A 21,429-nucleotide genomic window follows, 5' to 3' on the forward strand; every position below is an offset into this window, starting at 1 on the left:
TCAGTCGAGGCCGCGGTGGGCGGCCCAGAGCGTGGCCGCGCGGTCGGCCGCCGCCGCCACCAGCGCGGCCAGCTCCGGCCGGTCCGGCACCCGGAACGCCACGTACGCGCCGCGCCCACCCGCCGTGGGCCGGCCGTACGCCTTGGCGGCGAGCCGGCCGTCCGGCAGCAGCCGGATGTTGAGCGTGGTCAGCGTGAACTCCTCGCCGCGCCGGGTGTCGGTCCAGCGCAGCGCCTCCGGAACGGCCACGTTGATGGCGAGGGCGGTGACGTCGGGCGGGGCGTCGCTGCTCATCCGGGCTCGGGCGGGGGCGTCGCTGCTCATCCGGGCATCGTCGCACGGCGGCTCAGCGTCGTCTCCCGGGTCATCCGGGACAGCTTCTCCGGGTTGCGCACCGCGTAGAGCCCGGTGATCCGGCCGTCGTCGAGGCGTACCGCCACGACCGTGTCCAGCTCGCCGTCGAGCCGCACGAGCAGCGCCGGGTAGCCGTTGACCTGCGCCGGCGTCATCGACGCCGCCTCGGCGACCCGACGCCAGCCGCCGGCCAGCAGGCGGGCCACCTTGTCGGCGCCCGCGACCGGGCGCGGGATCGCCTGCCTGATCCCGCCGCCGTCGCCGACCAGCACGACGTTCTCGGCGAGCACCGCGAGCAACGACCGGAGGTCGCCGGTCTCGACGGCCCGCCGGAACGCGTCGAGCGCGTCCCGGGTCTCGGCCGCGGAGACGGTACGGCGGGGCCGGCGCGCCGCCACGTGGGCGCGCGCCCGGTGCGCGATCTGCCGCACCGTGGCCGGTGTCCGGTCGACCGTCTCGGCGATCTCGTCGTACCCGACGTCGAACACGTCACGCAGCACGAACACGGCCCGCTCGGTCGGCGCGAGCGTCTCCAGCACCAGCAGCATCGCCATCGAGACGCTGTCGGCCAGCGCCACGTCGTCGGCCACGTCGGGGGTGGTCAGCAGCGGCTCGGGCAGCCACGACCCGACGTACGACTCCTTGCGCCGGCCGAGCGCGCGCAGCCGGGACAGCGCCTGGCGGGTGGTGATCCGGACCAGGTAGGCGCGCCGGTCCCGGATCTCGTCGAGGTCGACACCGGCCCACCGCAGCCAGGTCTCCTGGACCACGTCCTCGGCGTCGGCGGCCGAGCCGAGCATCTCGTACGCGACCGTGAAGAGCAGGTTCCGGTGGGCGAGGAACTCCTCGGTGGCCGGGTCCGCCATGGTTGGCTCCTCCGCTGCTCGACTGCGTTCCCCACCAGACGCCGGACGCCGGCCCGCTGTGACGCCGCACCGCTGTGGCGGTCGTCACCCGGCCACGGTGTCACGCCGACGCCGCCGCCGGCATCTCGTGTCCGACCGAACGCCACACCACCAGATAGGCGGAACCATGGAGACCCGATTCAACCTGTTCGACAACGCGATCTCCGCGAACTTCTTCAAGCGGTTCGCCAACGCGGGCCTGGTGATCCAGCAGTCGCCGCTGCCGCACTCCACCCAGGAGTTGGTGTCGCTGCGGGCCAGCCAGATCAACGGCTGCGGCTGGTGCATCGACATGCACACCAAGGAGGCCGCTGCCGCCGGGGAGAGCGCGGTCCGGCTGCACCTGGTCGCCGCCTGGCGCGAGTCGACGGTCTTCACCGAGGCGGAACGCGCCGCGCTGGCGTTCGCCGAGGAGGGCACCCGGCTCGCCGACGCCCACCCGGGGGTCTCCGACGAGACGTGGGCCCGGGTGCGTGAGCACTACGACGACGACCAGGTCGCGGCGCTGGTCTGCCTGATCGGGTTGATCAACGCGGCGAACCGGGTCGCGGTGATCGTGCACCAGCGGGGCGGCTCGTACGAGGCCGGCATGTTCGCCGCCGCGCTGCGCTGACCGACCGGGGTGGCCCGGTCCGGGGCACTGTCGGTTTGCGGTCAGTGCGACAGCCTGGCGTGGTCCGAATCGGATTCGTACCCTGATCCGGGACGTCTCGGTCGACGGTGGGGAGGGGCTGGCGCTGCTGTCGAACCGGAGCCTCGCCGACGTCCCCACCGATCGCGTCGTCGCCCTGCCCGACGCGGAGACCGACGCGCTGGCCATGCTGATCGCCCGCGACCATCCGGACCTGGCCGCCGTGGTGCACCGCCCGGCCACTCGACCCGTCATGCCGGCGGACGTCGTGCACGCCGCGCTGGACCGGCTCGAACAGGTCGCCGTCGAGTTGCTGCCGGCCTGGCTGCCCGAGATCGCGGACGGGGTCCGCCCGGACACGGCCGGGCTGGCGGCGGTCCGGCTCGCGGCCACCGCGCGGGCCCGCCGCGAGCGGTATCCCGGCACGTTCCTGCCCGACCTGGCCCGCTACGCGGTGACCGGTCGACGGGCCACCACCACCACGCCGCTTCCGGTGCGTACCCGGGCGGCGGCGCTGGCCCGCCTGGTCGCCGGCGCGTTCGGGCGGCGGCGGGTGGTGCTGCTCGTCGAACCGGTGGCCGGCGACGGCGCGGTGGTCGCGGCCGGGGCCACCTGGCTCGGGCAGCACGGCGGTCCGGCCGTCTGGCTGGTGGGGGCCGGCGCGGCCGGGCCGGAAGGGTTGCCGGCGTTCCGGCTCGCGCCGCCGCGCGCCCCGCTCCCCGGCGGGTTGGCGGCGGGAAAGCCGCATCCGGGCAGCGACGTCGAGAAACGGCTGGAGGCGGCACTCGCCGCCGAGAGTTGGGCAGCCGGACGACGGTGGAACCAGAGCTTTCAGTCGCACGGCTTGGCCACGCCGGTGCGACTCGATCTACTGTGGCCGGACGAATGGTGCGTGGTGGAGATCGACGGGCCGGAGCACTGCCGTCCGGTCCACTACGAGGCCGACCGGCAGCGCGACGTCCAGCTCCAACTGGACGGCTACACGGTCCTGCGCTTCACGAACGCCCGGGTGATCCACGACGTCGGCGCCGTGGTCCAGCAGATCGGTACGTATCTGCGGGCCCGTCGCCGGGACATGGCGGAAGGACGGCAGCATGGCCGGCGATGAGCTGACCGCATCCGAGAGCGCGATCCTCGTCGTGCTCATGGCCGAGGCGCGGGAGGTGTTGAACACCGAGCTCCGCGACCGTTACCAGCTCGACGTACGCAAGCCGCAGCGGGACAAGCTCACCCGTCTGCAGTACGTCGCCAGCCGTCGGAGCGGGTCGACGTACGCCCTCCAGCTCGACGACAAGGGCTGGGTACGCATGCAGACCGACCTCGACTTCACGCTGCGCGGGGCGTCCGCGCTCGGTGCCGCGTTGGCCGCCCTCCAGACCAACCTGCGTGAACGCGTCCTGGCGCGGAGCGGTTGCGCCACGCTGGCCGAGCTGTTCGCCCTGACCGACGTGCGCGCCCCGGCACCCGCTCCGGCGGCCGGGCCGACCGGGTCGATGGAGGCGCGCGTGGTCAGCGCCTACCGGGCGCTCGCCGACGAGCCGGGGGCCTGGGTGAGCCTGCGCCGGCTGCGCCCGTTCTTCGCCGACGTGTCGCGGGAGCACCTGGACGAGGCGCTGCGCGGGCTCAGCCGGAGCGACGGCGTGAGCATCGCGCCCGAGTCGAACCAGAAGACGCTCACCGAAGCGGACCGCGCGGCGGCGCTGCGACTCGGCGGCCAGGAGAACCACCTGCTGGCGATCGGCGTGTGATGGACGAGGCGGAACGGGCCGCGCTGGCAGCGCTGCGGTTCGACTGGGCGCCGGTGCCCGACGACGTGTGGCGACCGCTGCCCTTCCACGTCGACGGCCTGCACCTCCCGGTGGTCCGGGACGTCATCGCCGGCGTGGACGAGGCCGCGTCGAACCCGCACGGCAGCCCGCTCGGCCTGGTCGTCCAGGGCCAGCGGGGCTCCGGCAAGACCCACCTGCTGGGCGTGATCCGCGAGCGGGTGCAGCAGCGGGGCGGCTACTTCTTCCTGGTCGGCCTGCTCGATGCCGAGAGCTTCTGGGACGGGGTGCTCGCCGCGATGCTGGACGGCCTGGCCCGGCCGGTGCCCGGCAGCCCGGAGACGCAGCTCAAGCTGCTGCTGCGGCGGCTGTCGGCGCTGGTGGGCGCGCCCCGGACGGCCCGCCGGGCGGTGATGGGCGACACCGGACTCACCCGCGCCGCACTCGACGCGTTCCTGGAAGGGCTCGGCGACTTCGACAGGCATGCGGCCCGGACCTGCCAGGAGACGGCGCGGGCGCTCGCGCTGAGCGCCTCCGAGAACATCTCCCACCGGGACGTCGCGGAGAACTACTTCCTCTCCGGCGAGGAGATGACGCCCGGCGAACGTGCGGCCTGGGGGATGCGTCGGGTGCCGCGCCCGGCCCAGCAGATCGTGCAGGACCTGTCCTGGCTGTTGGCGCTCACCGGCCCGTCCGTGGTGGCGATCGACCAGATCGACACGCTGATCGCCCAGTTGGCGATCCAGAGCGACCCGGCGGTGGTGGGCGCCGCGATGAGCCCGGAGCAGGCGCTGACGCTGGCCCGGATGGCGGACGGCCTGATGTCGCTGCGCCAGACGACGCGGCGCACGCTGACCGTGCTCGCCTGCATCCCGAACTCGTGGACCATCATCCGGTCCACCGCCGCCGACACGGTGGCCGACCGGTTCCGGGAGACGCCGATGCTGCGCCGCATCGACGACGCCGACCTGGGCCGGGCGATCGTCGAGAAGCGGTTCGCGCTGCGCTACCAGGGGGTCGGGTTCTCCCCGCCGTACCCTTCGTGGCCGGTGTCCCCGCGCGCCTTCGCCGGGGCCGGATCGTTCACCCCGCGCCAGTTGCTGATCGAGATCGACGGGCACATCCGGGCCTGCCTCGCCGACGACGAGGTCCGGGAGATGACCGGCCTGGGCGAACCGTCCGCCGTTCCGTCCCGGGTGCACCGGCCCACTCCGGCGACGGCCACCGCCGAGGAGACGGATCGCTACGACGCCCGCTTCGCGGAGCTGCGAGCGTCCGCCGATCTCGTCGCGCCGCGCGATCGGGCGTCGGAGGACGGGACGATGCCGGCGCTGCTGGCCGCCGGGCTCACCGCCTGGATCCTGGAACGCGGTGACGCCGGGGCGGCGTTCAGCGTCGACCCGCCGCCGAGCACGGACCCGCCGCTGCACGCCCGGCTGCGCCTGACGCTGAACGAGCACACCGAGGACCAGGTGCACTGGTGTTTCCGGGCGGTCAGCGACAACCACCACGGCAACGCGGCGCTGGCCCGGCTCCGCAAGGCGAGCGTGGCGTCGGCCCTCGACACCGGGCTGACGAAACGCAAACTGTTCCTGCTGCGCAACCGCGACTGGTCGACCAGCGCGGCCACCCGGAGGACGCTCGAGGCGTTCCACGCGGCGGGTGGCCGGACGATCGGCCTGGACGACGAGGACCTGCGGACCCTCTCGGCGCTGCGGATGATGCTCGCCGAGACCACCATGGACCTGCGAGGCTGGCTGGCGGATCGGCGTCCGGCCCGGAGCCTGACGTTCCTGCGGCACGCGCTGGCGGACGTCGACGGGTGGACGGCGGCCGACGGGCCGCCACCGGCGCCCGCGTCGACCCGGCCCGTGGCCCGGCCCACGCCACCCTCGGCCGCGAGCGGTCCCACGGCGGCGACCGGGCCGGCGTTCGTGGTGGGCCACGGGTACGACGACGACGCGCCGGTCCCGCTGGCCCTGGAAGCGCTCCGGAAACACGCCACGATCTTCGCCGGCTCCGGCTCGGGCAAGACCGTGCTCATCCGCCGCATCGTCGAGGAGTGTGCCCTCGCGGGTGTCTCCGCCATCGTGCTCGACCCCAACAACGACCTCGCCCGGCTCGGGGAGGCGTGGCCCGACCCGCCGCCGCAGTGGCGGTCTGGTGACCCGGCCCGGGCGGCGGACTACCTGGCCCACACCGAGGTGGTGGTCTGGACGCCGCGCCGCAGCTCGGGCCGTCCGTTGAGCTTCCAGCCGCTGCCCGACTTCACCAGCGTGCGCGACGACCCGGACGAGTTCGGCGAAGCCGTCGAGGCGGCCGTCGCGGCGCTCGCGCCCCGGGCCATGGTCACCGGACGGGCCACCCGGGCGCACCTGGGGCTGGCGGTGCTGCGCAAGGCCGTCGAGCACTACGGCCGGCGCGGCGGTTCCCGGTTGAAGGGCCTCGTCGACACGCTCGCCGACCTGCCGGACGGGATCATCGACCTGGAGGACGCCGACAAGATCGGTCTCGGCCTCGCCCAGACGCTCACCGCCGCCATGGTGAACGACCCGCTCTTCGGCGGCGAGGGCACGCCGATGGACCCGGGCGTGCTGCTCACCCCCGCCGCCGGCAAGCGGGCCCGGGTCTCGGTCGTCAGCCTGGTGGGGCTGCCGTCCGACGACGTCCGTCAGAGTTTCGTCAACCAGCTCCAGATGGCGTTGTTCGCCTGGATCAAGAAGCACCCGGCGGGTGACCGGCCGCTGCTGGGGCTGCTCGTGATGGACGAGGCGCAGACGTTCGCCCCGTCGGGGGCGATGACCGCCTGCACCCAGAGCACGCTGGCGCTGGCCGCCCAGGCCCGCAAGTACGGGCTCGGATTGATCTTCGCCACGCAGGCTCCGAAGGGGCTGCACAACCGCATCCCCGGCAACGCGGCGACCCAGGTGTACGGCCTGATGAACAGCCCCATCCAGATCGAGGCGGCTCGCGAGATGGCCCGGGCCAAGGGCGGGGACGTGCCGGACATCTCCCGGCTGACGGTGGGCGAGTTCTATCTCGCCGCCGAGGGCGCCGCGCCGCGGAAGATCCGTACGCCGCTGTCGTTGAGCCACCACCCGCGCAGCCCGCTCACTGTCGAAGAGGTGCTGGACCGGGCGCGCGGGACGAACCGTGGTGGTTGATCGGTAGCCAAGAGTGACGGAGAGCTACGCGCAAATTGCCCCCATGGGATTGTCATGACCACTTCGCGCAGCGTTCCGACGAGATGACTTTGTGCTGTATGCGCTGCCAGGGACCTTGATCATCGATCTTCGAGAACATTGTGGACGCGGAGGCGTCTACATCCGCTGCCCGCCACGGATAGTAATTGGCGACCGAAGGGGGCAGGAGAACGATGAACGAAGCGCTGGCGGAACCGCTCACCGGCTATCAGGTGATGGCTGTGGCTGTGGCCGTCGCGGGGGCAGCGGCCGGACTGGTGCGCGCGTGGGTCGCGTACCGGGCACGCATACAGGAGGAACGCGAGGCGACGACACGTACCACAGCCCGGGTCACCTGGCTGATCAGGCTCGCGGAGGCCGACCACGACATGGTGCGGATCGTGGAGCGCGACCGCGACGGGCACCGCGAGGTGGAGCTGGGTGGCCGCGGCGTGCCGAAGGCCGAGGCCGTCGAGGAGGCGGCGTGATGGAGTTCGAGGGCACCGCCGCCCTGACGACGGACCAGGTCGACCGCGAGACGGCGCGGAAGGCTGAGGCCGCTCGCGTGAAGGCCGCGCACGACCAGGAGTTCGCCGTGTTCGCCGAGGCCTCCTACCACCAGGTGGAGCGGATCCTCAGGTCGGCGTGCCGGGACCGCGAGGTGGTCGAGGACGCGCTCAACGAGGCGTACCTGCACGGGCGGGTCAAATGGTCCGAGCTGCGGGCCCACGACCGGCCGATCGGCTGGATCGTGGTGACCGCCCGATTCAAGATCATGAAGGATCGCCAGCGGTGTCAGCGGGAGGCCGCGATGGCCCCGGAGGACCTGCCGCCGGTACCGCGCTCGAACATCGCCGACGTGTGGGAGGCGCAGGAGACGCTGCGGGGCTGGTTGCACCAGCTCCCGACGCGGCACGCCGAGGTGTTCCAGATGGCGCAGGAGGGATTCTCCAACCAGGAGATCGCGCGCATCCTCGGGCTGACCGAGAACAGCGTCCGCTCCTACAAGGTCGCCGCCCGGCGGGGGCTGCGCGAGTTGGCCGAGGAGGCCGGCTACACCGGCCCGGACGGCCACCGGCGGCAGGGGGAGAGCCGTGGATCTCGATGACATCCTGGCCCTGGCCGAGACCACGCCCAGCCCGCTGGAACTCGCCCGGGCGCGGCGGGTCGCACGCGCCGCGCAGAGCCAGTACGACGTCTCACTCGCCGAGGGCTACAAGATCCTGGTCGACGCCGACCTCGTCGACCCGTTGACCTGCGACGCAGACGAGGCGGCCCGGGTCGCGCGCGCCGCCCAACTGTCGAAGTTGGGCACCGTCACCTGGGCGGCCGGTGGAACCGAGGGCGTCGGGCGGATCTTCTGGTCGGACGAGATGGCGCGGATCTTCGGGCACGCGCCAGGAACGTTCCGGCTCACCCCCGACACGCTTCTCGGCCTCGTGCATCCCGGGGACGCGGGGCGGGTCCGTGCGGCGGTCCGGGCCGTATGGGAGCGGAAGCGTCCCGGCCAGGTCGGCTTCCGGGTGATCCGCCCTGGCGGCAGCATCCGCCACGTGCACTGCCGCCTGGAGATTACGACCGACCAGGGCGAGCCCTCCGGAATCATCGCCACCGGTGAGGACGTCACCACGCTCGAACTCGCCCGGCGGGAACGTCGCCGGCTCGCCGTCCGCAGCCGCATGCTCTGCGCCGACCCGGCCGCGCGGGACACCCTTACCGGGCTGGCGACCCGCGGCTACGTCATCGACAAGGTCGATCGGGCCCGCCGCACCACGGGTGGCGCCGTCGTCGTCGTGGCGACCGAGCCCGCCACCCGGCTGCCGGAGGCGCTCACCGACGAGGACCGCGACCAGTTGACCGCGGCGGTCGCCCGTCTCCTGCGTACGGTCGTCGGGAGCGAGCTGACGGGGGGCCTGGTCGGTTCCGGCCTGTGGGGAGTGCTCCTCGCGCCGGCCGGGGACGACGCCGAGCGCCTGGCGGCTCGGATCGTCGAGCGGTTCCGGAACCATCTGTTCAGCGTCCGGCAGAAGACGGTGCGACTCAACACCTCGGCGGGCGTCGTGCATTTCGGCGGCGGGATCAGTGCGAGCGGATTCGACCTGCTCGTCGACGGCGAGCACGCGGCCCGCGACGCACGCCGCGACGCGGCCTCCATCACCGTGCTCGACCAGCCGGTCGCCGACGGCGAGCGGGCGGACCGGTGCCGTTCCCGGGTGCGGCACGCGGTCTCGGCGAACAGATTCGCCCTCTACGCGCAGCCCATCGTCGATCTCCAGCTCAACCAGGTCACCCGCCACGAGATCCTGCTGCGGGTGCGGAGTGACACCGGCGAGCCGGTCGCACCCTGGGCCTTCCTCGACATGGCCGAGCGGGTCGGGGAGATCCTCACGGTGGACAAGTGGGTCGTCGACCACGCCCTGGAGTTGATCGGCCGGGGCGCCCAGACCTCCCACTACCAGGTCAACCTCTCCGGCAGGTCGCTCGCCGACCCGGGGCTGCTTGCCTTCGTGACCGAGGCGATCGACAGGCACGGCGTCAGGCCGGAGTGTCTGACGTTCGAGATCACCGAGACCGCCCTCATCGAGAACCGGAACGAGGCGCTTGCCTTCGCGACCGGGATCAGAGAGGTCGGCTGCCACCTGGCACTTGACGACTTCGGCACCGGCTACAGCACGCTCACCCATCTGAAACAACTTCCGGTGGACCTCGTCAAGATCGACGGGACGTTCATCGTCGACCTCTGCCGGTCGCCGGCAAGTCAGGCCCTGGTGTCCATGCTGGTCAAGCTCTGCGAGGCGCTCGGCATCCGGGTCGCCGCCGAGTACGTCCAGGACGAGCAGACCATCGAGCTGCTGCGGAACCTCGGGGTCGACTTCGCCCAGGGTTACCGGACCGGACGACCCGAGCCGATAACCGTCAGCCGGACGGAGGCGCAGACGGTCGAGCTGGAACTGCGGTTCCCGCCGCAGTACACCGCGCTCGGCTGATCGTCGTCGGGCGCGGCGCGAGCCGTGGTCGGTCCCACATCGCCTGATGTACGGCACCCGGGGACTGGAAGTTTCGGCGACTGTGCCGCGCCGGTTTCTGCGCTCATTGACGTTGACCGATCAACATGTCGCGAGTATGTTGCGGTGAAGTTACCGGTAGCTTTCCGGAAGTTTCGGGGCCGGTGACCCGGACCGCGCACCACCGTCCCGGTGGTGTCCCCGCCAGGTGCGCGGTCCGTGCACACAGCCTTGCGCATCCTCACCCGATATGTAGAGGAGTGTCATGAAACGTCTACTAAGGCGTGGCCCCTACCGCCTGCTGCTGGCCGCCACCGCCGGCTCGCTGGCCCTGGCCGGGGCCGCCCTTGTGGTGCCCGGCCCGGCCCAGGCCGCCAGCACGCTGGGCGCGGCGGCCGCGCAGTCGGGCCGCTACTTCGGCACCGCGATCGCGGCGAGCCGGTTGAACGACTCGACGTACAGCACCATCGCGGCGCGTGAGTTCAACATGATCACGGCCGAGAACGAGATGAAGCCGGACGCCACCGAGCCGAACCAGAACCAGTTCAACTTCTCCGCCGGTGACCAGATCTACAACTGGGCCACCCAGCGTGGCCTGAAGGTGCGCGGTCACACCCTCGCCTGGCACGCCCAGCAGCCCGGCTGGATGCAGAACATGCAGGGCAGCACGCTGCGCAACGCGATGATCAATCACATCAACGGTGTGATGGCCCACTACAAGGGCAAGCTCGCCGCGTGGGACGTGGTGAACGAGGCGTTCAACGAGGACGGCAGCCGCCGCAACTCCAACCTCCAGGGCACCGGCAACGACTGGATCGAGGTGGCGTTCCGCACCGCGCGGGCGGCCGACCCGTCGGTCAAGCTCTGCTACAACGACTACAACATCGAGAACTGGTCGTACGGCAAGACGCAGGGTGTCTACCGGATGATCCAGGACTTCAAGTCCCGGGGCGTGCCGATCGACTGCGTCGGTCTGCAGACCCACTTCACCGGCGGCAGCTCGCTGCCGAGCAACTTCCAGACCACGCTGTCCAGCTTCGCCGCGCTCGGCGTCGACGTGGCGCTCACCGAGGTCGACGTCACCAACTCGTCGACCTCGCAGTACCAGGGTCTGACCCAGGCGTGCCTGAACGTGCCGCGCTGCATCGGCATCACCGTGTGGGGCGTGCGCGACAGCGACTCCTGGCGCTCCAACGAGAACCCGCTGCTGTTCGACGGCGGCGGCAACAAGAAGGCCGCGTACACCTCGGTCCTGAACGCGCTCAACGCGGCCGGCCCGGGGCCGACCACCTCGCCGACCACCTCGCCGACCGCGACGCCGACCTCCGGGCCGACCACGCCGCCGCCGTCCGGCGGCGCCAGCCGGATCGTCGGCAGCCAGTCCGGCCGGTGCGTCGACGTGCCCAACTCGTCGCAGACCAACGGCACCCGGGTGCAGCTCTACGACTGCCACGGCCAGACCAACCAGCAGTGGACGTCCACCGGCAGCAAGCAGCTGACCGTCTACGGCGGCAGCCGCTGCCTGGACGCGGCCGGCTCCGGCAACGGCGCGGCGGTCCAGATCTACGCCTGCAACGGGCAGGCCAACCAGCAGTGGAACGTCAACTCCAACGGCACCATCAGCGGCGTGCAGTCCGGCCGCTGCCTCGACGTCTGGGGCACCGCCAACGGCCAGCAGATCCAGCTCTACGACTGCAACGGCCAGGCCAACCAGCAGTTCCGGCTCGTCGCCAACTGACCGACAGGCGGTGGCTCACCGTGGTGACGGTGGGCCACCGCAGTCGTCGGGCAGGTCGTCGTCCTCGCAGGTGCGGCCGTGCGCCATCAGGTCGCGGAAATCCGCCATCTTGTGCCGCATCACCCGCAGGTCCTCGTCCAGCTCGGCGCGGCGGCGGTGCAGCCGTTCCTCCTGCTCCTGAAGGATCCGCAGCCGCTGCGCGGAGTGCTCCGGGGTGCCGGGGCCGAGCGCCACGAAATGGCGGATCTCCGCGATCGGCATGCCGGTGCGGCGCAGCGCCTGCACCAGGCGCACGAAGCGGACGGCCGCCGGCCCGTACCGGCGGCGGCCGTCCGAGGTGCGCGTCACCAGCGGGATCAGGCCCTCACGCTCGTACCAGCGCAGGGTGTCGAGGCTCATGCCGGTCAGCTCCGACACCTCACGGATGCCCAGAGCGGTCGCGGTGGCGTTCACCCGCCAACCGTACGTCGGTCACCCGAGGTCGGAGAGGTCCAGCACGAACCGCCAGCGCACGTCGTTGCGGGCCAGCCGGTCGAGCGCGCGACCCACCTCCCGCGCCGGGACCTTCTCGACGTCCGCGACGATGCCGTGGCGGGCCGCGAACTCCAGCATCTCCCGGGTACGCGGGCGGCCCGCGCTGCCGGACGCGGCCAGCCGCTTGTAGCCGAGCAGCAGCGCCAGCGCCTCCGGCTCGTACCGGTCCGGGATGCCCAGCATGCAGAGCGTGCCGTCCATCCGCAGCGCCCGCAGGTACGGCGACGGGTCGTGCTTGGCCGACGCGGTGTCGAGGATGAAGTCGAACCGGCCCGCCTGCGCCGCCATCGCCGCCGCGTCACCGGAGACGATCACCTCGTCGGCGCCCAGCTCACGCGCCCCGGCCTCCTTGCCCGGCGAGGTGGTGAACACCGACACCCGCGCGCCCAGCGCCCTGGCGAACTTGACCGCCAGGTGCCCGAGGCCGCCAAGCCCCACCACACCGACCCGGTCCCCGGCGCCCACCTCCCAGCGGCGCAGCGGCTCGAACACGGTCGCCCCGGCGCACATCAGCGGCGCCGCCCCGGCCGGGTCCAACCCCGCCGGCAGCGGGTACGCGAACGACTCCCGCACCACGTAGTCCCGCGCGTAGCCGCCGAGCGTCACGCTGCCGTCGACGCGGTCCCGACCGCCGTAGGTCAGGGTGGGGAAGTCCACGCAGAACTGCTGCTCCCCGGCCTGGCACGCGCCGCAGGTGCCGCACGAGTCGACGATGTTGCCGACCGCGACCGGATCGCCCACCCGGAAGCCGGTCACCTCGCTGCCCAGCGCCGTGACCTCGCCGACGAACTCGTGCCCCGGCACCAGCGGCGGGGCGTCCGCGGTCAGCGCCTCGGCCGCGTGCAGGTCGGTGTGGCAGACCCCGCACCAGGTGACGCGTACCGCGAGGTCGTCCGGGCGCAGGGCCCGGCGTTCGAACGTGTACGGCGTCCAGCTTCCGCCGGGAGCCGTCAGTGCCATGCCTGTCGTCTGTGCCATGGCGGCGACGCTAGGCGCTGGAGTTCGCTCCAGCGCAAGCCTGCGCTCAGCCGGCGGTCTCCAGCGTCGACCCGATCGTGGCGAAGCCGCCGCCGGCGCGGGCGGTGTCGGCGATGGCGGTGAGCACCTCCAGCACGTGCAGCCCCCGGTTGCCCGTCGCCTGCGCCGGTCGTCCGGTCCGGATGGCCTCGGCCATGTCCACCAGCCCCATCCCCATGAACCCGTCGGACCCGCGCGGGCCGGGGAGCACCTCGACGAAGTCGGTGCCCGGCCCCTTCAGCAGCACCGGGCCACCCCACGAGTTGGCCTGCGCGGCGACGATGGTGCCCTCGGTGCCGTGGATCTCCAGGTGCGGCGTACGCGTCGCCGCGACGTCGAAGCTGGTCACCAGCGTGCCCAGCGCCCCGCCGGCGAACTCCAGCACGGTGTTGATGTGGGTGAGCGTCTCCACCCGGAAGGTCGACCCGGCGCGGGGCCCGGTCAGCACCTCCCGCTGCGCCCGCGCCGTGCCGCCCAGCGCCCCCACCCGGACGACGGGACCCATCAGCGCGGTCAGCACCGTGAGGTAGTACGGCCCGATGTCGAACAGCGGGCCGGCGCCCTCCTGGTAGAGGAACTCGGGCTCCGGGTGGAACCGCTCCGGCCCGGGATTCATCATCGCGGCGGCCACCGAGGTCGGCGTGCCGATCGCGCCCCGGGCGACGAGCTCCGCGCAGGTCCGCGCCCCGACGCCCAGGAACGTGTCCGGCGCGGTGCCGACCCGCAACGACCGGGCCCGCGCGGCGTCGAGGACGCGGCGACCGTCGGCCATGGTGGTGGCCAGTGGCTTCTCCGTGTAGACGTGCTTGCCGTGCGCCAGCGCGCGCAGGCTCACCTCGGCGTGCGCCCGGGGCGGGGTGAGGTTGAGCACCAGGTCGAGACCCGGATCGGCCAGCAGGTCGTCGACCGGGAGCACCGCCGGCACCCGGTGGGCGGCGGCGAGCGCCCGGGCCCGCGTCGGGTCGGCGTCGGCGCAGGCGGCGACCGTGACGGCCGGTTGGCCGGCCAGATTGGCGAGGTACCGGGAACTGACGTTGCCGCACCCCACCACGCCGACCCGGACCGGTCCCCGTGCGTCGGTCATGTCAGGAGAGCCTGATCTCTCGACCGGTCCGCGCCGACTCGTAGATCCCGTCGAGCATGCGCATCACCTCCGCGCCGTGCGAGACGGGCGCGACCTCCTCGGCCTCGCCGAGGCAGAGCGCGACGAAGTGCGCGATCTCGTTGGCGAACCCCTCGGCGAAGTCGAACGACAGATTGTCGATCTGGGGTGCCACGTTCAGCACCGTGTCGAGCATCTCGGTGGCGATCCGCAGCTCCGGTTCGAGTTCCGCGCCGCCGCGCTCGCCGAAGACCGCCACTTCGAGGCGGTCCTCCAGCGCGTGCAGCGAGTAGCTGGTCTCCAGCGTCAACGACGCGCCGTTGTCGAACCGGATCAGCGCGGCGGCGAAGTCCTCCACGTCGCTGCGCGTCGGGTCGTAGTCGGCGACCTTGTAGCGCGACAGCGAGGTGACGTTCGCCCGGTTGCCGAGCGGCGAGTGGGTGACCGCGCTGACGGTGACCGCCCGCGGCGTACCCATGAAGTACCAGCAGAGGTCCAGGACGTGCACGCCGATGTCGATGAGCGGCCCGCCGCCGGACCGCGCCCGGTCGGCGAACCAGCCACCCGGGTTGCCGAGCCGTCGGATGTTGGTCGCCCGCGCGTGGTAGACGTCGCCCAGCAGGCCGGTGTCGACGAACGACTTGAGCACCAGCGCGTTCGCGCCGAACCGCCTGACGAAGCCGACCTGGAGATGGCGGTCGTTGCGCGCGACCGCGTCGACGAGCGCCTGCGCCTCCCCGGCGGTACGGCTCAGCGGCTTCTCCACCAGGACGTGCTTGCCGGCGTCCAGCGCGGCGGTGGCGATCTCCGCGTGGGTGTCGTTCCAGGTGCAGATGCTCACCGCGTCGATCTCCGGGTCGGCGAGCAGGCCGTCGAGCGTGGGATGGACGCGGGCCACGCCGAACGTCTCCGCCTTCTGCGCGCTCCGCTCCTGGTTGACGTCGAACACGCCGGCGAGGTGGACGTCCGGGTTGGCGGCGTACGCGTCCAGGTGCATGTCCGCGATGCTCCCGACGCCGATCACCCCCACCCCGAGCCGGCTCACGAGGCCGTGCCGACCGGGCATGCCCTCACGGCCCTCGCTTCGCTCGGTGCGTTCGTTCATGCCGCCCCCACCTCGGCGAAGAGCCGCTTCGCGTTGGCCAGGCCGATCGGGTTCGCCATCAGGCACTCCTCGATGCCCTCGAACTCGATGGAGACGAAACCGTCATAGCCGGCGTCGAGGATGCCGCGCACGATCCGACGCATGTCCAGGTCGCCGTAGCCGACGATGGAGCCGAGCAGGTAGGTGCCGCCGGGGGTGTGGTGCCAGCCGTCGCCGGGGAACTGCGAGCGGACGTAGAAGTCCTTCAGGTGCACGATGCTGGCGTACGGGGCGTTGCCGGCGACCGCCACCACCGGGTTGTCGTCCACCGACATGAAGTTGCCGACGTCGAGCGTGGTCTTGAAGTTCGGCTCGTCGACCAGGTGGATGAGCCGGCGGACCCGCTCGCCGCCGTTCATCAGCAGCCCGTGGTTCTCCACGCTGGTGGTGATGCCGTACTGCGCGGCGTAGCGGGCGATCTCCTGGCACGCCTCGACCATGCGGGGCAGCAGCGCCTCGAACTCGGCGACGTCCTTGGCCCGGTGCGCCCACTTGGCGACGTCGTGGCGGAACAGCGTGATGCCCAGCTCGGCGGCCACGTCGAGGTGCCGCTTCACCCGCTGCATGTGCCGGTCGGCGTCCTCGCCGAGCAGGTCGGCCGGGACGACCAGGTTGGACAGCGTGACGCCCTGGTCGGCGGCGCGGGTCTTGATCTCGCGTACGAGATCGGGGTCCTGGTCGAGCGTGGAGGTGTCGTTGGAGATCTCCGGGGAGAGCGACACGGTCGCGATCTCCATGTGGGTGGCGTCGCTGGCCGCGATCCAGTCGATGACCTCGAAGAGGCTCATCCGGCCGGTGCGCAGGTGCTGGTAGAAGGAGTAGGAGCTGAACCCGAATTGCACGATGTTTCCTTTTCCTAGAGGGCGGCGTACCGGCGGCGTCGTTCGGCCTGGCGGACCGGGTCGGGAATGGGGGACGCCATGAGGAGCCGGTTGGTGTAGGGATGCTCCGGCCGGGACGTGACCACGTCGCCGTCGCCGGTCTCGACGATCCGGCCCTTGAGCATCACCGCGACCCGGTGGCAGACGTAGCGGACCACCGACAGGTCGTGGGAGATGAAGAGGTAGGCGACGCCGGTCTTCTCCTGCACGTCGATGAGCAGGTCGAGGATGCGGGCCTGGGTGGACAGGTCGAGCGCGCTCACCGGCTCGTCGCAGACGATGAGCCGGGGCTTCAGCGCCAGGGCGCGGGCGATGGCGATGCGTTGCCGCTGCCCGCCGGAGAACTCGCGCGGATACCGGCGGCCGGCGTCCGCCTCCAGGCCGATCTGGCGCAGCAGCTCACCGATCCGCGCGGTGGCCTCGGCCCGGGCCACGCCCTGGGCCCGCAACGGCTCGGCGAGGATGGTCTCCACGGTCATGGCCGGGTTGAGCGAGGAGTACGGATCCTGGAAGACGACCTGGATGTCGCGGCTCAACGCGCGGCGGGCGCGTCGGTTCGCGTGGGTGATGTCGACGCCGTCGAACGTGACCGTGCCGCCGGTGATCGGGGCGAGGCCCAGCACGGCACGGCCCAGCGTGGTCTTCCCGGAGCCGGACTCGCCGACCAGACCGACCGTCTCGCCCGCGCCGACCCGCATCGAGACGGCGTGCAGCGCGTGGAACGACGGCCTGCGCCAGCCGGCGCCGCGGTAGACGACGTCGACGTCGCGGATGTCGAGCAGGGGCGTGCCGGTGTCGTCGGGGGCGCTCACGACCCCACCTCCTGGAGGTCGCCGCGCTCCCGCCGGGGCGGCGCGTCTTCGAGGGTCGCGTTCAGGAGCATGCGGGTGTACTCGTGTCGCGGGTTCGCGAAGAGGCCGGCGACCGGCTGCTGCTCGACGATGAGGCCGTCGCGCATGACCGCCACCCGGTCGCAGATGTCGGCGACCACACCCAGGTTGTGGGTGACCAGGACGAGCCCCATGTCGCGCTCGCGTTGCAGACCGCGGAGGAGTTCGAGGACCTCGGCCTGGACCGTGACGTCGAGCGCGGTCGTCGGTTCGTCGGCGATGAGCAGCTCCGGGTCGCAGGAGACGGCGCCGGCGATGAGCACACGCTGGGCCATGCCGCCGCTGAGCTGGTGGGGATGGGCGGCGAGGGTACGCGGGGGGTCGGGGATGCCGACGCGGTCCAGCAGGTCGAGCGCCCGCGCGGTCGCGGCCTTCCGGGACAGGCCGAGCCGGTGCCGCATCGGTTTCGTGAGCTGGGCGCCGATCGTGAAGGACGGGTCGAGGTTCGACATCGGCTCCTGCGGCACGTACGCCATCCGGGTGCCGCGCAGCTTGCGTAGCTCGCTCTCGCGCAACCCGACGAGCGACTGCCCGTCCAGCGCGAGCTGCCGGGCGGAGACGGTGGCGTCGGGCGGCAGGAGCCCGAGGATCGCGAACGACGTCTGGGACTTGCCGGAGCCGGACTCCCCGACCAGGCCGAGGACCTCGCCGCGCGCGACGTGCAGCGACACGCCGCGTACCACCTCCTTGGTGGTGCCGTCCTCCGCCACGTACCGGACCGCCAGGTCCTCGACGCGCAGGAGGGCGTCGGCGGGCGGTGCGGCGGGCACCGGCGCGTCGCCGACCGCGGCCCGGTCGGCCGGCGTGTCGCCGGTCTCGATCCGGTCGACCGGGGTGTCGTCGGTGCGGGCGGGGCGTGCCGCGCGCTTGGTCCTACGCCGCAGGCTGATGCCGAGCGAGTCGGCGAGCGCGGTGCCGAAGAGCACCAGCGCCATGACCGTGACGCCGATCGCCACGCCGGGCGCGATGACCAGCTCGGGGGCGCGGTGGAAGTTCTGGAACGCGTTGCTCAGCTCGCCGCCCCAGCTCGGGCGCTGCGGGTCGCCGAAGCCGAGGAACTCCAGCCCGGACTGCACGATGATCGCCATGCCGAAGATGAACGAGGACCGCACGAGCACCGGACCCAGCACGACGGAGAGCACGTGCAGGAAGATGATCCGGACGTCGGACAGCCCGGCGACGCGGGCGGCGTCGAAGTACAGCTCCTCGCGTACGCCGATCACGGCGCTCCGGGTCAGCCGGAAGATGTCCGGTGAGGCGAGCACCCCGAGCGTGATCATCGTGGGGGCGAGGCCGCTGCCGAGCGAGGCGATCACCACGATGATGATCAGGATCTCGGGCAGGGACATCAGCATGTTGAAGAGCCAGCTCGACACCCCGTCGAACCACTTCGCGCGGTAGCCGGCGAGCAGGCCGGCGGGAATCCCGCACAGCAGCGCGACGGTCACCATGATCGCGCCGGCCTGGAGGCTCACCCGGCCGCCCCACAGCAGCCGGCTGAGGATGTCCCGGCCGTTCCCGTCGGTGCCCAGCGGGTGGTCGCCGCTCGGCGGCCGGAGCGCCTCGGAGAGCACCACCAGGTTGGGGTCCTGCGGGGCGAGGAGCGGGGCGAGGACGCTCGCGGCGACGATGGCCAGCAGCACGGCGCCGGCCACCACGCCCATCGGGTTGCCGAGGAAGGCGCGGAGTCTTCTGGAGGTACGGCCCGCACGGACCGTCGTGTCGGCGCTCATGCGTTGCGTACCTTCGGATTCAAAGCGGCGTAGAGGATGTCGACCGTCAGGTTGACGAGCACGACGACGAGCACGGTGAAGAGCAGGACGCCCATGATGACGGGGATGTCGCTGTTGCCCGAGGCGTTGATGGCGACCGCGCCGATGCCCTGGAGGCCGAACACCCGCTCGATGATGGCGGCGCCGCTCATCGCGGCGATGAACTGCAACGAGAGCATGGTCAACGCCGGCGGCGACGCGTTGCGCAGCACGTGCACCAGCAGGATGTGGCGTTGCGACAGGCCCCGGCTGCGGAGCGTCCGGACGTACGCCTGGCCGTTGACGGTGATCACGGAGTTGCGCAGTTGCTGGGCGATGGCGGCGATCGACCCGATCGACAGCGCGATGATCGGCAGGGTGATGGACCAGAGCCAGCCGCTGGGGGAGTCGCCCAGGTGGACGTAGCCGGTGGCGGGGAACCAGCCCAGCCGCACGGCGAAGATCAGCGCCAGGATGATCGCCACCCAGAAGTTCGGCAGGCTGAAGCCGAGCACCATGACCACCTGGAGCGCACGGTCGAACGTCCCGGGCCGGGTCGCCGCGAGCAGCCCGAGGACGACGCCCAGGACGGCAGCCACCAGGACGGCGCCGAGCGCGAGGGACACGGTGACCGGCAGGCGCGAGACGATGAGGTCCATGACGTCGGTGTTCTGCGCGGACGAGACACCCAGATCGCCCCGCGCGACGTGGCCCAGCCAGTCCAGGTACTGCTGGGCGACCGGCCGGTCGAGGCCGAGCTGCGCGCGCTTGACCGCGACCTGTTCCTCCGTGGCGTAGAGGCCGAGCGCGCCCCGGGCGGGGTCGGAGCCGGTGAGCATGAGGAAGAAGAACATCCCCGTCACCACCGTGAACGCCAACAGCAGGCCCGTGGCCAGTCGCCGGCCGATGAAGCCCAACATGCCTGCTACCTCCTAGCTGACCTGGGGTGGTCCGCCGGGTGGGCCGGTGGTGACCGGCCCACCCGGGGATCGACGGGCGGGGTTACTTGGCCGGGGCGAAGAAGCGCAGGCTCGGCATGAGCTGTGCCTGCTGCATGGTCACGTCGATGTCCGGCTTGAACAGGTAGACGTTCTCCTGCGTGACGATCGGGGCGAACCAGGCCTGCTCCACCAGGTGGGTGTTCAGCTCCTTGTAGAGCGCCGCCTGCTTGTCGCCCTGCGCGGCGGGAATCTCCTTGAGCAGCCGGGTGACGGTGTCGTCGGTGTACTTGAAGTTGTTCCACAGCGACGTCGGGGTGAGCTTGTTCAGCACGTCCGTCCAGGCCGGGATGTTGGTGGAGAAGGAGAGCATGAACGCCGGCTGGCCCTTCAGGGTCTCCAGGCCGCCGTTGGCGAAGCCGTTGACCGGCACCTGCTCCACCGTGATGCCCACGTCGGACAGGTACTGCGCGACGATCGGCACCAGCGGGGACATGAAGCCCTCACTGAACGAGATCTTGATTTTGAAGCCGTTGCCGTAGCCCGCCGCCGCCAGCAGTTCCTTCGCCTTCGCCGGGTCGTACGGGTAGCGCTCGTTCAGCTCCGGCACCCACGCCTCGCTGGCCGGGTTGAACGTCTGCGTGGAGACCTGGCCGAACCCGCCATAGTGGGTCTCCAGGATGGCCTTGCGGTCGAGCGCGTGGTTGATCGCCTGCCGCACCCGCACGTCGCCGAGCGCCGCCGACGCCTTGCCGGCCCGGTCCTGGAGGATGATGCCCTGCCACTCGCCGGGCACCGTCTTGACGGTGAGCCCGTCGGTCTTCGCCTTCGGCACCATGTCGGAGGTCCCGTACATGAACTGGATCTGACCGGTCGCGAGCGCGTTGTAGCGGGCGGTGAACTCCTCGTACGGACGGATCACCACGGTCTCGAACGGGAACGCCTCGCGGTTCCAGTAGCCCTCACGCGCGGTGAACTTGTAGCTGACGCCCTTCTCGGACGCGCCGGCGTCGAGCAGGTAGGGCCCGGAGCCGACCGGGGTGGTGGCGATGCTTCCCGCGGCGAGCGCCTTGGGGCTCACCATGTAACCCAGGTACGTCGCCAGGCCGGCGAGCAGGCCGGGGCTCGGCTCGCTGAGGTGCAGACGGACCGTCTTCGGGTCCACGACCTCGACGCGTTCGATCGCCCGGGCCGCCTCGGAGGCGCTGCCGGCGCCCTTCTTCCGCGCCTCGATGTTGACCTTCACCGCCTCGCCGTCGAGCGCGGTGTCGTCGCTGAACGTGACGCCGTCGCGCAGCTTCAGCGTGAGTTCGGTGAGGTCGTCGTTGTACGCGTACTCGGAGGCGAGGTTGCCTTCGATCTTCGAGTCGGCGGTCTTGCGGAGCAGCGGGTCGTAGACGGCCTCCGCGTAGTGGATGACCGCGCCCTCCTTCATCTCCGCCGGGTCCCAGGTCAGGACGTCGCCGTTGTTGCCGAGGACGAGTTGGGCGGAGCCGGCCTCACTGGCCTGCCCGCCACCGCTACAACCGGCGAGGGCGAGGGCGACCGCGGCAAGCGCTGCCGTCAGCGTGCGGGGTAGTTGCACTATGTT

General features: G+C 71.7%; 19 protein-coding genes. 8 read left to right on the forward strand and 11 right to left on the reverse strand.

The window, feature by feature from the left end:
* On the reverse strand, window positions 1–324 hold the full coding sequence (locus tag ACLQ2W_RS03300) for a hypothetical protein (protein WP_425785162.1): 324 nt from the start codon (window positions 322–324) through the stop codon (window positions 1–3).
* A complete protein-coding gene (locus tag ACLQ2W_RS03305) occupies window positions 321–1,220 on the reverse strand; it encodes an RNA polymerase sigma-70 factor (protein ID WP_425785163.1) in 900 nt (299 codons plus the stop codon). Before ACLQ2W_RS03305 ends, ACLQ2W_RS03300 begins: the two co-directional genes overlap by 4 nt.
* Window positions 1,221–1,386: 166 nt before the next feature.
* Between ACLQ2W_RS03305 and ACLQ2W_RS03310 the strand changes: the two genes are divergently transcribed.
* From ACLQ2W_RS03310 to ACLQ2W_RS03345, 8 genes are all read left to right on the forward strand, one after another.
* Window positions 1,387–1,872 carry a carboxymuconolactone decarboxylase family protein gene (locus tag ACLQ2W_RS03310; protein ID WP_425785164.1) on the forward strand — a complete coding sequence of 162 codons (486 nt, stop codon included), beginning with the start codon at window positions 1,387–1,389 and terminating at the stop codon, window positions 1,870–1,872.
* A gap of 205 nt (window positions 1,873–2,077) precedes the next feature.
* Window positions 2,078–2,998 (forward strand): endonuclease domain-containing protein, encoded by a 921-nt coding sequence (locus ACLQ2W_RS03315; RefSeq protein WP_425785165.1) that lies wholly within the window; start codon window positions 2,078–2,080, stop codon window positions 2,996–2,998.
* Window positions 2,985–3,638 (forward strand): hypothetical protein, encoded by a 654-nt coding sequence (locus ACLQ2W_RS03320; protein ID WP_405091961.1) that lies wholly within the window; start codon window positions 2,985–2,987, stop codon window positions 3,636–3,638. Before ACLQ2W_RS03315 ends, ACLQ2W_RS03320 begins: the two co-directional genes overlap by 14 nt.
* Window positions 3,638–6,820, forward strand: a complete 3,183-nt coding sequence (locus ACLQ2W_RS03325) for a helicase HerA domain-containing protein (RefSeq protein ID WP_425785166.1) — start codon at window positions 3,638–3,640, stop codon at window positions 6,818–6,820. The genes ACLQ2W_RS03320 and ACLQ2W_RS03325 overlap by 1 nt, the downstream gene beginning before the upstream one ends.
* 212 nt (window positions 6,821–7,032) lie before the next feature.
* Complete coding sequence (locus ACLQ2W_RS03330) at window positions 7,033–7,326, forward strand: hypothetical protein (protein WP_405091963.1); 294 nt, start codon at window positions 7,033–7,035, stop codon at window positions 7,324–7,326.
* Window positions 7,326–7,946, forward strand: coding sequence for an RNA polymerase sigma factor (locus tag ACLQ2W_RS03335; protein WP_405094113.1), 621 nt, complete (start codon window positions 7,326–7,328; stop codon window positions 7,944–7,946). Before ACLQ2W_RS03330 ends, ACLQ2W_RS03335 begins: the two co-directional genes overlap by 1 nt.
* A complete protein-coding gene (locus ACLQ2W_RS03340) occupies window positions 7,933–9,825 on the forward strand; it encodes an EAL domain-containing protein (protein ID WP_425785167.1) in 1,893 nt (630 codons plus the stop codon). The genes ACLQ2W_RS03335 and ACLQ2W_RS03340 overlap by 14 nt, the downstream gene beginning before the upstream one ends.
* A gap of 283 nt (window positions 9,826–10,108) precedes the next feature.
* Window positions 10,109–11,581: an endo-1,4-beta-xylanase gene (locus ACLQ2W_RS03345; protein WP_425785168.1), complete on the forward strand. Its 1,473-nt coding sequence runs from the start codon at window positions 10,109–10,111 to the stop codon at window positions 11,579–11,581.
* Window positions 11,582–11,596: 15 nt separating this feature from the next.
* Here ACLQ2W_RS03345 and ACLQ2W_RS03350 read toward each other — a convergent pair whose 3' ends face one another.
* The 9 genes from ACLQ2W_RS03350 to ACLQ2W_RS03390 form a co-directional block, all read right to left on the reverse strand.
* Window positions 11,597–12,034, reverse strand: a complete 438-nt coding sequence (locus ACLQ2W_RS03350; RefSeq protein WP_425785169.1) for a MerR family transcriptional regulator — start codon at window positions 12,032–12,034, stop codon at window positions 11,597–11,599.
* Window positions 12,035–12,052: 18 nt separating this feature from the next.
* Complete coding sequence (locus ACLQ2W_RS03355; RefSeq protein WP_425785170.1) at window positions 12,053–13,093, reverse strand: NAD(P)-dependent alcohol dehydrogenase; 1,041 nt, start codon at window positions 13,091–13,093, stop codon at window positions 12,053–12,055.
* A gap of 46 nt (window positions 13,094–13,139) precedes the next feature.
* Entirely contained in the window at window positions 13,140–14,216 is a 1,077-nt protein-coding gene (locus tag ACLQ2W_RS03360; protein WP_425785171.1) for a Gfo/Idh/MocA family protein, read from the reverse strand.
* A 1-nt stretch (window position 14,217) separates the two neighbouring features.
* Window positions 14,218–15,339, reverse strand: a complete 1,122-nt coding sequence (locus ACLQ2W_RS03365; protein WP_425785172.1) for a Gfo/Idh/MocA family protein — start codon at window positions 15,337–15,339, stop codon at window positions 14,218–14,220.
* Entirely contained in the window at window positions 15,336–16,220 is an 885-nt protein-coding gene (locus ACLQ2W_RS03370) for a sugar phosphate isomerase/epimerase family protein (protein WP_425785173.1), read from the reverse strand. The genes ACLQ2W_RS03365 and ACLQ2W_RS03370 overlap by 4 nt, the downstream gene beginning before the upstream one ends.
* A 14-nt stretch (window positions 16,221–16,234) precedes the next feature.
* Window positions 16,235–17,071 carry an ATP-binding cassette domain-containing protein gene (locus ACLQ2W_RS03375; protein WP_425785174.1) on the reverse strand — a complete coding sequence of 279 codons (837 nt, stop codon included), beginning with the start codon at window positions 17,069–17,071 and terminating at the stop codon, window positions 16,235–16,237.
* Window positions 17,068–18,882, reverse strand: a complete 1,815-nt coding sequence (locus ACLQ2W_RS03380) for a dipeptide/oligopeptide/nickel ABC transporter permease/ATP-binding protein (protein ID WP_425785175.1) — start codon at window positions 18,880–18,882, stop codon at window positions 17,068–17,070. The genes ACLQ2W_RS03375 and ACLQ2W_RS03380 overlap by 4 nt, the downstream gene beginning before the upstream one ends.
* The gene (locus ACLQ2W_RS03385; protein ID WP_425785176.1) at window positions 18,879–19,820 is read right to left on the reverse strand and encodes an ABC transporter permease; all 942 of its coding nucleotides are present in this window, start codon (window positions 19,818–19,820) and stop codon (window positions 18,879–18,881) included. Before ACLQ2W_RS03385 ends, ACLQ2W_RS03380 begins: the two co-directional genes overlap by 4 nt.
* An 82-nt stretch (window positions 19,821–19,902) precedes the next feature.
* Window positions 19,903–21,423, reverse strand: a complete 1,521-nt coding sequence (locus ACLQ2W_RS03390) for an ABC transporter substrate-binding protein (RefSeq protein ID WP_425785177.1) — start codon at window positions 21,421–21,423, stop codon at window positions 19,903–19,905.
* Window positions 21,424–21,429: the final 6 nt, after the last annotated feature.

Origin of the sequence: Micromonospora sp. DT227 (genome assembly GCF_049841835.1) — a bacterium.
Taxonomy (GTDB): domain Bacteria; phylum Actinomycetota; class Actinomycetes; order Mycobacteriales; family Micromonosporaceae; genus Micromonospora.

What these genes read in the sequence shown, in the direction of transcription:
- ACLQ2W_RS03360 (WP_425785171.1), bottom strand. Translation starts at nt 14,216, where the DNA reads ATGACCGACGCACGGGGACCGGTCCGGGTCGGCGTGGTGGGGTGCGGC.
- ACLQ2W_RS03320 (WP_405091961.1), top strand. Translation starts at nt 2,985, where the DNA reads ATGGCCGGCGATGAGCTGACCGCATCCGAGAGCGCGATCCTCGTCGTG.
- ACLQ2W_RS03345 (WP_425785168.1), top strand. Translation starts at nt 10,109, where the DNA reads ATGAAACGTCTACTAAGGCGTGGCCCCTACCGCCTGCTGCTGGCCGCC.
- ACLQ2W_RS03335 (WP_405094113.1), top strand. Translation starts at nt 7,326, where the DNA reads ATGGAGTTCGAGGGCACCGCCGCCCTGACGACGGACCAGGTCGACCGC.
- ACLQ2W_RS03310 (WP_425785164.1), top strand. Translation starts at nt 1,387, where the DNA reads ATGGAGACCCGATTCAACCTGTTCGACAACGCGATCTCCGCGAACTTC.
- ACLQ2W_RS03380 (WP_425785175.1), bottom strand. Translation starts at nt 18,882, where the DNA reads ATGAGCGCCGACACGACGGTCCGTGCGGGCCGTACCTCCAGAAGACTC.
- ACLQ2W_RS03365 (WP_425785172.1), bottom strand. Translation starts at nt 15,339, where the DNA reads ATGAACGAACGCACCGAGCGAAGCGAGGGCCGTGAGGGCATGCCCGGT.
- ACLQ2W_RS03305 (WP_425785163.1), bottom strand. Translation starts at nt 1,220, where the DNA reads ATGGCGGACCCGGCCACCGAGGAGTTCCTCGCCCACCGGAACCTGCTC.
- ACLQ2W_RS03385 (WP_425785176.1), bottom strand. Translation starts at nt 19,820, where the DNA reads ATGTTGGGCTTCATCGGCCGGCGACTGGCCACGGGCCTGCTGTTGGCG.
- ACLQ2W_RS03315 (WP_425785165.1), top strand. Translation starts at nt 2,078, where the DNA reads ATGCTGATCGCCCGCGACCATCCGGACCTGGCCGCCGTGGTGCACCGC.
- ACLQ2W_RS03300 (WP_425785162.1), bottom strand. Translation starts at nt 324, where the DNA reads ATGAGCAGCGACGCCCCCGCCCGAGCCCGGATGAGCAGCGACGCCCCG.
- ACLQ2W_RS03355 (WP_425785170.1), bottom strand. Translation starts at nt 13,093, where the DNA reads ATGGCACAGACGACAGGCATGGCACTGACGGCTCCCGGCGGAAGCTGG.
- ACLQ2W_RS03330 (WP_405091963.1), top strand. Translation starts at nt 7,033, where the DNA reads ATGAACGAAGCGCTGGCGGAACCGCTCACCGGCTATCAGGTGATGGCT.
- ACLQ2W_RS03325 (WP_425785166.1), top strand. Translation starts at nt 3,638, where the DNA reads ATGGACGAGGCGGAACGGGCCGCGCTGGCAGCGCTGCGGTTCGACTGG.